Annotated in this window: 22 protein-coding genes; all 22 read right to left on the reverse strand. The window is 66.0% G+C overall.

What is annotated here, in order from left to right:
* Positions 1-25 precede the first annotated feature (25 nt).
* The 22 genes from secY to rpsJ all read right to left on the reverse strand — a co-directional run bounded on the left by secY (position 26) and on the right by rpsJ (position 10,896).
* Entirely contained in the window at positions 26-1,372 is a 1,347-nt protein-coding gene (gene secY / locus QZV94_RS05140) for a preprotein translocase subunit SecY (protein ID WP_293676735.1), read from the reverse strand.
* A gap of 80 nt (positions 1,373-1,452) precedes the next feature.
* Positions 1,453-1,944 (reverse strand): 50S ribosomal protein L15, encoded by a 492-nt coding sequence (gene rplO, locus QZV94_RS05145; protein WP_293676736.1) that lies wholly within the window; start codon positions 1,942-1,944, stop codon positions 1,453-1,455.
* A 73-nt stretch (positions 1,945-2,017) separates the two neighbouring features.
* A complete protein-coding gene (gene rpmD, locus QZV94_RS05150; RefSeq protein ID WP_293676737.1) occupies positions 2,018-2,197 on the reverse strand; it encodes a 50S ribosomal protein L30 in 180 nt (59 codons plus the stop codon).
* Between the two features lie 4 nt (positions 2,198-2,201).
* The gene (gene rpsE / locus QZV94_RS05155; RefSeq protein WP_293676738.1) at positions 2,202-2,792 is read right to left on the reverse strand and encodes a 30S ribosomal protein S5; all 591 of its coding nucleotides are present in this window, start codon (positions 2,790-2,792) and stop codon (positions 2,202-2,204) included.
* A 10-nt stretch (positions 2,793-2,802) separates the two neighbouring features.
* Complete coding sequence (gene rplR, locus QZV94_RS05160; RefSeq protein WP_293676739.1) at positions 2,803-3,162, reverse strand: 50S ribosomal protein L18; 360 nt, start codon at positions 3,160-3,162, stop codon at positions 2,803-2,805.
* A gap of 3 nt (positions 3,163-3,165) precedes the next feature.
* Positions 3,166-3,699: a 50S ribosomal protein L6 gene (gene rplF, locus QZV94_RS05165; protein WP_293676740.1), complete on the reverse strand. Its 534-nt coding sequence runs from the start codon at positions 3,697-3,699 to the stop codon at positions 3,166-3,168.
* Position 3,700: 1 nt separating this feature from the next.
* Complete coding sequence (gene rpsH / locus QZV94_RS05170; protein WP_293676741.1) at positions 3,701-4,096, reverse strand: 30S ribosomal protein S8; 396 nt, start codon at positions 4,094-4,096, stop codon at positions 3,701-3,703.
* A gap of 12 nt (positions 4,097-4,108) precedes the next feature.
* Entirely contained in the window at positions 4,109-4,414 is a 306-nt protein-coding gene (gene rpsN / locus QZV94_RS05175) for a 30S ribosomal protein S14 (protein ID WP_293676742.1), read from the reverse strand.
* 20 nt (positions 4,415-4,434) lie between these two features.
* The gene (gene rplE, locus QZV94_RS05180; RefSeq protein ID WP_293676743.1) at positions 4,435-5,001 is read right to left on the reverse strand and encodes a 50S ribosomal protein L5; all 567 of its coding nucleotides are present in this window, start codon (positions 4,999-5,001) and stop codon (positions 4,435-4,437) included.
* On the reverse strand, positions 4,994-5,308 hold the full coding sequence (gene rplX / locus QZV94_RS05185) for a 50S ribosomal protein L24 (protein ID WP_293676744.1): 315 nt from the start codon (positions 5,306-5,308) through the stop codon (positions 4,994-4,996). The genes rplE and rplX overlap by 8 nt, the downstream gene beginning before the upstream one ends.
* The gene (rplN, locus tag QZV94_RS05190; RefSeq protein WP_293676745.1) at positions 5,308-5,676 is read right to left on the reverse strand and encodes a 50S ribosomal protein L14; all 369 of its coding nucleotides are present in this window, start codon (positions 5,674-5,676) and stop codon (positions 5,308-5,310) included. Before rplN ends, rplX begins: the two co-directional genes overlap by 1 nt.
* A 12-nt stretch (positions 5,677-5,688) precedes the next feature.
* Positions 5,689-5,937, reverse strand: a complete 249-nt coding sequence (gene rpsQ, locus QZV94_RS05195; protein ID WP_293676746.1) for a 30S ribosomal protein S17 — start codon at positions 5,935-5,937, stop codon at positions 5,689-5,691.
* A 13-nt stretch (positions 5,938-5,950) separates the two neighbouring features.
* Positions 5,951-6,145: a 50S ribosomal protein L29 gene (gene rpmC, locus QZV94_RS05200; protein WP_293353410.1), complete on the reverse strand. Its 195-nt coding sequence runs from the start codon at positions 6,143-6,145 to the stop codon at positions 5,951-5,953.
* Positions 6,145-6,576, reverse strand: coding sequence for a 50S ribosomal protein L16 (rplP, locus tag QZV94_RS05205; protein WP_293676747.1), 432 nt, complete (start codon positions 6,574-6,576; stop codon positions 6,145-6,147). The genes rpmC and rplP overlap by 1 nt, the downstream gene beginning before the upstream one ends.
* A gap of 12 nt (positions 6,577-6,588) precedes the next feature.
* Complete coding sequence (gene rpsC / locus QZV94_RS05210) at positions 6,589-7,347, reverse strand: 30S ribosomal protein S3 (protein WP_293676748.1); 759 nt, start codon at positions 7,345-7,347, stop codon at positions 6,589-6,591.
* A complete protein-coding gene (gene rplV, locus QZV94_RS05215; protein WP_293676749.1) occupies positions 7,347-7,727 on the reverse strand; it encodes a 50S ribosomal protein L22 in 381 nt (126 codons plus the stop codon). The genes rpsC and rplV overlap by 1 nt, the downstream gene beginning before the upstream one ends.
* A 1-nt stretch (position 7,728) precedes the next feature.
* On the reverse strand, positions 7,729-8,007 hold the full coding sequence (gene rpsS, locus QZV94_RS05220; protein ID WP_293676750.1) for a 30S ribosomal protein S19: 279 nt from the start codon (positions 8,005-8,007) through the stop codon (positions 7,729-7,731).
* A gap of 3 nt (positions 8,008-8,010) precedes the next feature.
* Entirely contained in the window at positions 8,011-8,847 is an 837-nt protein-coding gene (gene rplB / locus QZV94_RS05225; RefSeq protein ID WP_293676751.1) for a 50S ribosomal protein L2, read from the reverse strand.
* Between the two features lie 4 nt (positions 8,848-8,851).
* Positions 8,852-9,148 (reverse strand): 50S ribosomal protein L23, encoded by a 297-nt coding sequence (locus QZV94_RS05230; RefSeq protein ID WP_293676754.1) that lies wholly within the window; start codon positions 9,146-9,148, stop codon positions 8,852-8,854.
* Between the two features lie 5 nt (positions 9,149-9,153).
* On the reverse strand, positions 9,154-9,792 hold the full coding sequence (rplD, locus tag QZV94_RS05235) for a 50S ribosomal protein L4 (protein WP_293676752.1): 639 nt from the start codon (positions 9,790-9,792) through the stop codon (positions 9,154-9,156).
* Positions 9,792-10,631, reverse strand: coding sequence for a 50S ribosomal protein L3 (gene rplC, locus QZV94_RS05240; protein WP_293676753.1), 840 nt, complete (start codon positions 10,629-10,631; stop codon positions 9,792-9,794). The genes rplD and rplC overlap by 1 nt, the downstream gene beginning before the upstream one ends.
* A gap of 4 nt (positions 10,632-10,635) precedes the next feature.
* On the reverse strand, positions 10,636-10,896 hold the full coding sequence (gene rpsJ / locus QZV94_RS05245; RefSeq protein WP_293676755.1) for a 30S ribosomal protein S10: 261 nt from the start codon (positions 10,894-10,896) through the stop codon (positions 10,636-10,638).
* Positions 10,897-10,901: the final 5 nt, after the last annotated feature.

Consider the following 10,901-nt stretch of genomic DNA (forward strand, 5'->3'; position numbering starts at 1 on the left):
CCGTCCTTAGGTCAGACAACCCGGCCTAGCGGCCTCGGCCGCGCAGCTTCGACTTCTTGATCAGGCCTTCGTACTGGTGGGCCAGGAGGTGCGACTGGATCTGGGCGACGGTGTCCATCGTAACGCTCACCACGATCAGCAGCGACGTGCCGCCCATGTAGAACTGCACGTTGAAGAAGCCGATCAGGGCCTCGGGCAGCAGGCAGACGATGGTGATGTAGGCCGCGCCGATCACCGTCAGGCGGGTGAGGACGTAGTCCAGGTACTCAGCCGTTCGCTTGCCCGGCCGGATGCCCGGCAGGAACCCGCCGTACTTGCGGAGGTTCTCGGCGGTGTCCTCGGGGTTGAACACCACCGAGGTGTAGAAGAAGCAGAAGAACACGATCAGGGCGCCGTACAGCGCAATGAAGGCGGGCTGCCCGTGCGTCAGCTGGCCTACCGCGTAGGGCAGCCACTGCAGCCACGCGGGCAGGTTTCCCTGCGCAGCAAAGCCCATCACCGTGGTCGGCAGCAGCAGCAGCGAGCTGGCGAAGATCGGCGGGATCACGCCGGACGTGTTGATCTTCAGCGGCAGGAACGAGGTGTCGCCGCCGAACATGCGGTTGCCGACCTGACGCTTTGGGTACTGCACCAGCAGTCGGCGCTGCGACCGCTCCATGAACACGATGGCGACGGTGACGACGATCACCAGGGCGGCGATGACGAACAGGGTGGCCGGGTTCATCGCACCGGAGCGGGTCAGCTCCAGCGACTGGAAAATGTACTGCGGCAGGACCGCCACGATGCCGGCGAAGATGATCAGAGAGATGCCGTTGCCGACCCCACGGCTGGTGATCTGCTCGCCGAGCCACATCAGGAACATCGTCCCGCCGGTGAGCGTCACGACAGTGGAGATGATGAAGAACAGGCCGGGGTTCTCGACCATCCCCGGGCTCTGCGACAGGCCGGCTGCGATCGTGAAGCTCTGGAACACCGCCAGCACGACAGTGAGGTAGCGGGTGTACTGGTTGAGCTGCTTGCGGCCCGCCTCGCCGCCGTCCTTCTTCAGCTTCTCCCACGGTGGATAGACCGTCTGCAGGAGCTGCACGATGATCGACGCGGAGATGTAGGGCATCACGTTCAGCGCGAAGACCGCCATCCGCTCGACGGCGCCGCCCGAGAACATGTTGAACATGCCCAGGATGCCCTTGGACTGGCCGGTGAAGGCCTCCTGGAAGGCGACCGGGTCGATGCCGGGGATCGGGATGTAGGTCCCGAGGCGATAGACGACCATCGCCATCAGGGTGAACCAGATGCGCTTGTGAAGCTCCGTGGCCTTGGCGAAGGCGCCGAAGTTCAGGTTCGCGGCGAGCTGTTCAGCGGCCGAAGCCATTCAGGCAATCCCCTTCACCATAGTCCCGCTCAGATAGGACGCGTCGCTACCGATAGCGAGGGGCGGCGCGGTCACAGTCCTTAGGCCTTCGCCTCTTCGGCGGCGGCCTCGGGCTTGGTCGTGGTGAGTGTGCCGCCAGCCTTTTCGACGGCCGCGCGGGCCGAAGCAGTGGCGGAATAGACGGTGAGGTTGAGCTTCGACTTCAGCTCCCCCTTGCCCAGCAGCTTCACGCCGTCCTTCGCCCGGCGGATGACGCCGGCCTTCAGCAGCGCCTCGGCGTCGATCGCGGCCTTGGCGTCGAGCTTGCCGGCCTCGATCGCCTGCTCGAGACGCCACAGGTTCACCTCCGCGAAGTCCTTGCGGTTGCGCGAGGTGAAGCCGCGCTTGGGCATGCGCATGTGCAGCGGCATCTGGCCGCCTTCGAAGCCGTGGATCGACACGCCGGAGCGCGCCTTCTGACCCTTCACGCCGCGGCCGGCGGTCTTGCCCTTGCCCGAGCCCGGGCCACGGCCGACACGCATGCGGCCCTTCACGGACCCTTCGCGCGGAGCGATTTCGTTGAGCTTGGTCATGCGCCTCTCCTTTGGAGATCTATCGCCCGGCGATCGCCGGACTCGGCTGATGTGAGTTGGGGTGGGTGGAGGACTAGCCCTCCACCACCTCGACCAGGTGTTGCACCTTGGCAATCATGCCGCGCACCGAGGGGTTGTCCTCGAGCGTGGAGGTGCGGCCCAGCCGGTTGAGGCCCAGGCCCACCAGGGTGGCGCGCTGGTCGTTCTTGCGGCGGATCGGGCTGCCGGTCTGGCGAACGGTAATCTGAGCCATGTGACTAACCTTCCGCGTCCGCGGCGGCCGCAACCGCCGAGGCGCCGTCGGCGCGGCGGCCGATCACGTCGGAGACCTTCTTGCCGCGCTTGGCCGCGACCTGGCGGGGCGAGGATTGGGCCTTCAGCGCTTCGAACGTCGCGCGCACCATGTTGTAGGGGTTGGACGAGCCGACCGACTTGCCGACCACGTCCTGGACGCCCAGGGTTTCCAGCACCGCGCGCATCGGGCCACCGGCGATGACGCCGGTGCCGGGAGGCGCCGCGCGCACCATCACCTTGCCCGCGCCCCAGCGGCCGTTGCCGTCATGGTGCAGCGTGCGGCTTTCGCGCAGCGGCACGCGGATCATCGACTTCTTGGCCTCTTCGGTCGCCTTGCGGATGGCTTCCGGCACTTCGCGCGCCTTGCCGTGACCAAAGCCGACGCGGCCCTTCTGGTCGCCCACGATCATGAGGGCGGCGAAGGAGAACCGGCGGCCGCCCTTCACGGTGGCCGCAACGCGGTTGATGTGGACCAGCTTCTCGACGATGTCGCTGTCGCGTTCTTCTTCGTTGCGATTGCGTCCGCCGCCGCGCTGTTCGTCTCTGCGAGCCATGATCGTTTCCTTAGAAGTTCAGGCCGGCTTCGCGCGCGGCGTCGGCCAGGGCCTTGACCCGACCGTGGTACAGGTAGCCCCCACGATCGAAGACGACGTCCTTGACGCCCTTTTCGATGGCGCGCTGGGCGACCAGGGCGCCGACCTTCGCGGCGGCGTCCTTGTCGGAACCCTTGGCCTTGGCCTTCTCGCCTTCCAGCGATGAAGCGGCCGCCAGCGTCACGCCGCGCGCATCATCGATGATCTGGGCGTAGATGTTCTTGGCCGAGCGGAAGACCGACAGCCGCGGACGCCCGTTGGCCACCTTCTTGAGGTGGGTGCGGACGCGCTGGGCGCGACGGATAGTGGTGGAGCGGTTGGAGAGCGCCATGGCCTACTTCTTCTTGCCTTCCTTGCGCCGGACCTTTTCGCCCGCGTAGCGCACGCCCTTGCCCTTGTAGGGCTCCGGCGGACGGATGCGGCGGATCTGGGCGGCAATCTCGCCCACGACCTGCTTGTCGATCCCGGAGATGCGGATTTCGGTCTGCTTCGGCACCGCGAACTGCACGCCTTCCGGCGGCTTGATGTCCACGTCGTGGCTGAAGCCCAGCTGCATGGAGAGGTTCGACCCCTTCATCGCCGCGCGATAGCCGACGCCGACCAGTTCGAGGGTGCGCTCATAGCCCTGGGTGACCCCCTGGACCATGTTCGCCACCAGCGTGCGCGACAGGCCCCACATCGCATGTGCGCGTGTGGTGTCGGCTCGCATGGAGAGCGTCAGTTCGCCGTTCTCCTGCTTCACTTCGATCTCTTCGGCGACCGTCCAGGAAAGCTGCCCCTTGGGGCCCTTCACCGCGACCGTCTGGCCGTCGAGGGTCACCGTGACCCCTTGCGGGATGGCGACCGCCTTCTTTCCGATACGAGACATATCAGTAGACCCGGCAGAGCACTTCGCCGCCCACGTTGGCGTCGCGCGCCGCGGTGTCCGACATGACGCCCTTGGGCGTCGACAGGATCGAGATCCCGAGGCCGTTCTTTACCGGCTTCAGGTCCTTGATCGACGAATAGACGCGCCGGCCCGGCTTGGAGACGCGGCTGATCTCGACGATGACGGGGGCGCCGTCAAAGTACTTCAGCTCGATCTCGAACTCCGGGAAGGCGCCGGGCTTTTCCACCAGGTGGTAGCCGCGGATGTAGCCCTCGTCGGCCAGTACGTCGAGGACGCGCGAGCGCATCTTCGACGCGGGCGTCGAGACCTTGGAGCGGCCGCGCGAAGCGGCGTTCTTGATGCGGGCGATCAGATCGCCAATGGGGTCGTTGACCACTTGTCCCTCCCCTTACCAGCTCGACTTGACGAGGCCGGGGATCAGGCCTGCGGACCCGAGGTCGCGCAGGGAGATCCGGCTCATCTTCAGCTTGCGGTAGTAGCCGCGCGGCCGGCCCGTGATCTCGCATCGGTTACGGATGCGGGTCTTGGACGAGTTGCGGGGCAGTTCGGCCAGCTTGAGGCGGGCGTCGAAACGTTCCTCGGGCGCGAGGCTCGCGTTGTTCGCCGTCGCCTTCAGCGCAATGCGCTTGGCGGCGTACGTCTTCACGAGCTTCTTGACCCGTTCGTTGCGGTTGACGGCGCTTTTCTTTGCCATGTGCCTGTTCCTTCCCGCCGCTAAGCTTGCGCTTGCACGAACGGGAACTGGAATTCCCTGAGAAGCTCGCGAGCTTCGTCATCGGTCTTCGCAGTGGTGGTGACGATGATGTCCATGCCCCAGATCTGGTCGATCTGGTCGTAGTTGATTTCCGGGAACACGATGTGCTCCTTCAGACCCATGGCGTAATTGCCGCGGCCGTCGAAGGACGTGGGCTTCAGGCCCCGGAAGTCCTTCACCCGCGGCAAGGCGATGGTGATCAGGCGGTCGAGGAACTCGTACATCTGATCCTTGCGCAGGGTGACCTTGCAGCCAACCGTCATGCCCTCGCGCAGCTTGAAGCTGGCGATCGAGAGACGCGCCTTCGTGGCCACCGGCTTCTGGCCGGCGATCTTCGCCAGGTCCGCCATCGCCGAGTTGATCTTCTTGGAGTCGGCGACGGCTTCGCCCACGCCCATGTTGATCACGATCTTCTCGATCTTCGGGATCTGCATCTCGTTCGTGTAGCCGAAGTGCTCCTTCAGCTTCGCCCGGATGCGCTGGCGGTACTCGGTCTTGAGCCGCGGTTCATAAGCTTGATCAGCCATTGATCACCTCGCCGGTCGTCTTGGCGAAACGGACCTTCTTGTCGCCGTCCACGCGGAAGCCGACGCGGGTCGCCTTGCCGGTGGAATCGACGATGGCCACGTTCGACAGGTGGAGCGACGCTTCCTTGTTCTTGATGCCGCCCTGCGGGTCGCCCTGCGTCGGGCGGGTGTGGCGCTGAACCATGTTCAGGCCCTGCACCACGACGCGTTCGTCCTTGGGCAGGACCTTCAGGACGTTGCCCTGGCGGCCCTTGTCCTTGCCGGTGAGGACCACGACGCGGTCCCCCTTCTTGATCTTTGCGCTCATCACAGCACCTCGGGCGCGAGCGAGATGATCTTCATGTGGTTCTTGGCGCGCAGTTCGCGGGGAACCGGGCCAAAGATCCGCGTGCCGATCGGCTCGGATTGCTTGTTGACGATCACGGCCGCGTTCTTGTCGAAGCGGATCACCGAGCCGTCCTTGCGCTTGATGGCCTGGCTGGTCCGAACGACGATGGCCTGCAGCACATCGCCCTTCTTCACGCGGCCGCGCGGGATCGCCTCCTTCACGGAGACGACGATCTTGTCACCAACGCCGGCGTAACGGCGCTTCGCGCCGCCCAGCACCTTGATGCACATGACCCGGCGGGCGCCGGAATTGTCGGCGACGTCCAGGTTAGTTTGCATCTGGATCATGTGTGTCGATCCTTACGCTTGGGCCGCGCCGCCGGCAGGCAGCACTTCCCAGGTCTTGGTTTTCGACTTGGGCGCGCATTCGATGATGCGGACGACCTCGCCGGCTTTGTGAGCATTGGCCTCGTCATGGGCGTGGTACTTCTTGGACCGGCGGACGGTCTTCTTCAGCACCGGGTGCAGGAAGGTCCGCTCGACCTTCACAATCACCGTCTTGTCGCCCTTGTCGGAGACGACAACGCCCTCGAGAATTCGTTTCGGCATCTGTCGGTCCTCCTCAGGCCTGGGCCTGCTTGCCGCGCAGGACCGTCTTGATGCGCGCGATATCCTTGCGCACCTGGTCCACGCGGTGGGTCTTTTCGATCTGGCCGGTCGCCTTCTGGAAGCGCAGGTTGAACTGCTCCTTCTTCAGGGAGACGAGTTGGTCGGCCAGCTGATCGGGGGTGAGCCCCCGGACTTCTTCGATCTTCATCACGCGTGCTCCGCGACCGGCGCGTCGATGCGCGTGACGATGCGGGTCTTGATCGGAAGCTTGGCCGCGCCGAGGCGCAGGGCTTCACGGGCCACATCGTCCGGCACGCCGTCGATTTCGAACATGATCCGCCCCGGATGGACGCGGGCCGCCCAGTAATCGACCGCGCCCTTGCCCTTGCCCATGCGGACTTCGGCCGGCTTGCCGGTCACCGGAACGTCCGGATAGATGCGGATCCACACCCGGCCCTGGCGCTTCATCTGGCGCGTGATCGCGCGGCGGGCCGCCTCGATCTGACGCGCGGTGATGCGCTCCGGCTCCACCGACTTCAGCCCGTAGGAGCCGAAGTTGAGGGTGAAACCGCCCTTGGCCAGGCCGTGAATACGGCCCTTGAACTGCTTGCGGTACTTGGTTTTCTTCGGAGACAGCATCTCTTCGGATCCTTAGGCGTTCGCCGGTTCGCGGCGATCGCGACGGGGGCCGCGGTCGGGACGATCGCCACGTTCACGGCCGCCGCCTTCACCAGCGGGCCCGCTCTCGCTGGCCAGGCGCTTGTCCAGCGCCATCGGGTCGTGGTCCAGGACCTCGCCCTTGAAGACCCACACCTTCACGCCAATGATGCCGTAGGTGGTCTTGGCCTCGGTGAAGCCGTAGTCCACGTCGGCGCGCAGGGTGTGCAGCGGCACGCGGCCTTCGCGGTACCACTCCATCCGGGCGATCTCCGCGCCGCCGAGGCGGCCGGAAACGTTGATGCGGACGCCCTTGGCGCCCAGGCGCATGGCCGACTGCATCGAGCGCTTCATGGCCCGGCGGAAGGCGACGCGGCGCTCGAGCTGCTGGGCGATGTTCTCGGCCACCAGCTGGGCGTCGGTCTCGGGCTTGCGGATCTCGACGATGTTCAGGTGAACCTCGCCATCGGTCATCGCCGCCACGTCCTTGCGCAGCTTCTCGATGTCCGCACCCTTCTTGCCGATGATCACGCCAGGGCGGGCGGCATAGATGGTGATGCGGCACTTCTTGTGCGGGCGCTCGATGATGATCCGCGACACGCCGGCCTGGTACAGGCGCTTCTTCAGCTGCCGGCGGACCTTGATGTCCTCGTGCAGCAGGCGGCCGTACTCTGGGCCGTCGGCGAACCAGCGGCTGTCCCAGGTGCGGTTGATGCCGAGGCGAAGCCCGACCGGATTGATCTTCTGACCCATTAGGCGGCCTCACCCACTTCGCGGACCACGATCGTGATCTCGCTGAACGGCTTTTCGACGCGCGAAGCACGGCCGCGGGCGCGGGCGTGGAAGCGCTTCATGATCAGGTTCTTGCCCACGAAGGCCTCGGCGACGATCAGACTGTCGATGTCGAGGTTGTGGTTGTTCTCGGCATTGGAGATCGCCGAGTACAGCGCCTTGCGGACGTCCTTGGCGATGCGGCGGTGGCTGAACTCGAGTTCGTTCAGCGCACGCTGCACCTTCAGGCCGCGGATCGAGGCGGCGACCAGGTTCAGCTTGCGCGCGCTGGTGCGCACGCTGCAGACCTTGGCCATGGCCTCCTGGCCGGTGAGGCGGCGGGCTTTCGCTTGCTTGCTCATCCTACTTCCTCTTGGCCTTCTTGTCGGCCGCGTGGCCGGGGAAGAAGCGGGTGGGTGCGAACTCGCCCAGCTTCATGCCGACCATGTCTTCGGAGACAAGCACGGGAACGTGCTTCTGGCCGTTGTGGACGCCGAACGTCAGGCCCACGAACTGCGGCATGATCGTCGAGCGGCGCGACCAGGTCTTGATCACGTCCTTGCGGCCGGAGTTTTGGACGGCTTCGGCCTTCTTGAGCAGATACCCGTCGACGAACGGGCCTTTCCAGACGGAACGGGTCATGGCTTAGCGAGCCTTCCGAGCATGGCGCGAGCGGATGATGTACTTGTCCGTCGCCTTGTTCTTGCGGGTCTTGGATCCCTTGGTGGGCTTTCCCCAGGGGGTGACCGGGTGGCGGCCGCCGGAGGTGCGGCCTTCGCCGCCGCCGTGCGGGTGGTCGATCGGGTTCATGGCCACGCCGCGCACGTGGGGCCTGCGGCCCTTGTGGCGGTTGCGGCCGGCCTTGCCCATCACCTCGTTCATGTGGTCGGGGTTCGAGACCGCGCCCACCGTGGCCATGCAGGTGTCCATCACCATGCGCAGCTCGCCCGAGTTCAGGCGGATCTGGGCGTAGCCCGCGTCCCGGCCGACCAGCTGGGCGTAGGTCCCGGCAGAGCGGGCCACCTGGCCGCCCTTCATGGGCTTGAGCTCGATGTTGTGGATGATCGTGCCGATCGGCATGCCGCGTAGCGGCATGGCGTTGCCGGGCTTCACGTCAGCCCGTTCGGCGGCGATCACCTGGTCCCCGACCTTCAGGCGCTGCGGCGCCAAGATGTAGGCCTTCTCGCCGTCAGTGTAGTTCACCAGGGCGATGAAGGCCGAACGGTTCGGGTCGTATTCCAGGCGCTCGACCGTGGCCGGCATGTCGAACTTGCGGCGCTTGAAGTCCACCATGCGGTAGAGGCGCTTGGCGCCGCCGCCGCGGAAGCGGACCGCGATGCGGCCGTTGCCGCCCCGGCCGCCGGACTTGGTCAGCCCCTCGACGAGGGACTTCTCCGGCCGGCCCTTGTGGAGCTCGGACTTGTCGACCAGGACCAGCTGGCGACGGCCAGGCGAGGTCGGGTTGAATTGCTTCAGAGCCATCGACTTAGAGCCCCGTGGTGATGTCGATCGACTGGCCTTCGGCCAGCGTCACGATCGCTTTCTTGACGTCGGAACGCCGACCCTTGATGCCGCGGAAGCGCTTGGTCTTGCCCTTCACGTTGATCGTATTGACCTTCGTGACATTGACCTTGAACAGCGCTTCGACAGCGGCGGCGATCTCGTCCTTGGACGCGTCCCCGGCCACGCGGAAGACCACCTTGTTCTGCTCGGAGAGCAGCGTGGCCTTCTCGGTGATCACCGGCGACAGGATGGTGTCGTAGTGACGGACTGTGGGCTCCACGGCCATCACGCGGCCTCCTCAGGCTGGAAGCGCGCGTTGATCGCGGCCACCGCGTCCTTGGTCAGGACGAGGGTGCGGCGACGCAGCACGTCGTAGACGTTCAGGCCGGCGTTCGGCAGCACATCCACGTTGGGGATGTTGCGTGCGGCCAGGCCGAAGTTCTTGTCAACCTCGGCCCCGGCGATGAACAGGGCGTTAGAGACGCCCAGGCTCGTAAGTTGCGCACGCAGCGCCGCGGTCTTCGGGTCGTTGATGGCGACATTGTCGATCACGATCAGCGAGCCGTCCTTGGCCTTGGAGGACAGGGCGTGGCGAAGCGCCAGCGCGCGGACCTTCTTGGGCAGGTCGAAGGCGTGGCTGCGGACCACGGGGCCGTGGGCCCGGGCGCCGCCGACGAACTGGGCCGCCCGGCGCGAGCCGTGACGGGCGCCGCCGGTGCCCTTCTGCTTGTACATCTTCTTCGAGGTGCGGGAGACCTCGTTGCGGACCTGGACCTTGTGGTTGCCCGAGCGGCGCTTCGCGAGTTGCCAGGTGACGACCCGTTGAAGGATGTCGCCGCGGATCTCTTCGATGCCGAAGATCTCGTCGGCCAGCTCGATCGAGCCGCCCTTCCCGCCGTCCAGCTTGATGACGTCGAGTTTCATTAGGCTTTGTCCCCTTCGGTCTTCGGGGCCTCTTCAGCGGCCGGCGCTTCGGCGACGGGCGCTTCAGCTTCGTGCGCGGCGGCCTCGACGGGCGCTTCGGTCACGGCGGCCTCTTCAACGGCCGCGGCAGCGTCAGGCCCTTCGTTGGCCGCAGGCGCTTCGCCGTTGCGACGGAATGCGCCGGGGGTAGGCACGCCTTCCGGCGCAGCCGACTTCACCGCGTCGCGGAGGCGGACGTAGGTCCCTTCCGTGCCCGGGACGGAGCCCCGCACCAGGATCAGACCGCGCTCGACGTCGACGCGCCAGACGGTGACGTTGAGGGTGGTGACGGTCTCCTGGCCAAGGTGGCCAGCCATCTTCTTGCCCTTGAAGGTACGGCCCGGGTCCTGCCTCTGGCCGGTGGAGCCGTGCGAGCGGTGCGACACCGACACGCCGTGCGTGGCCCGCAGGCCGCCGAAGTTCCAGCGCTTCATCGCGCCGGCGAAGCCCTTGCCCACCGTCGTGGCGGTGACGTCGATCTTCTGGCCGGGGAGGTAGTGGTCGGCCGTGATCTCGGCGCCCACGTCGATGAGGTTATCCTCGGAGACGCGGAATTCGACCACCTTGTGCTTGGGCTCGACCTGGGCCTTGCCGAAGTGGCCGCGCAGGGCCTTCGAGGTGTTCTTGGGTTTCTTGGAACCCGCGCCAAGCTGGAGGGCCACGTAGCCGTCCTTATCCTTGGTGCGGTGGGCCACGACCTGACAGCCCTCGAGGCTGAGCACGGTCACCGGTACGTGCGCGCCGGCTTCGTCGAAGAAGCGGGCCATACCGAGTTTCTTGGCGATTACGCCGGTTCGCATCGGATCAATTCCCTGAGAGCTTGATCTCGACGTTCACGCCGGCGGACAGGTCGAGCTTCATCAGCGCGTCCACGGTCTGCGGGGTGGGGTCGACGATGTCGAGCACGCGCTTGTGCGTGCGGATTTCGAACTGCTCGCGCGACTTCTTGTCGATGTGAGGCGAGCGGTTGACGGTGAATTTCTCGATGCGGGTGGGCAGCGGAACCGGACCGCGAACCTGGGCGCCCGTGCGCTTGGCGGTCGACACGATCTCGCGCGCCGACATGTCGA

It is taken from the genome of uncultured Phenylobacterium sp., assembly GCF_902826855.1.
In the GTDB taxonomy this organism is placed as follows: Bacteria; Pseudomonadota; Alphaproteobacteria; order Caulobacterales; family Caulobacteraceae; genus Phenylobacterium.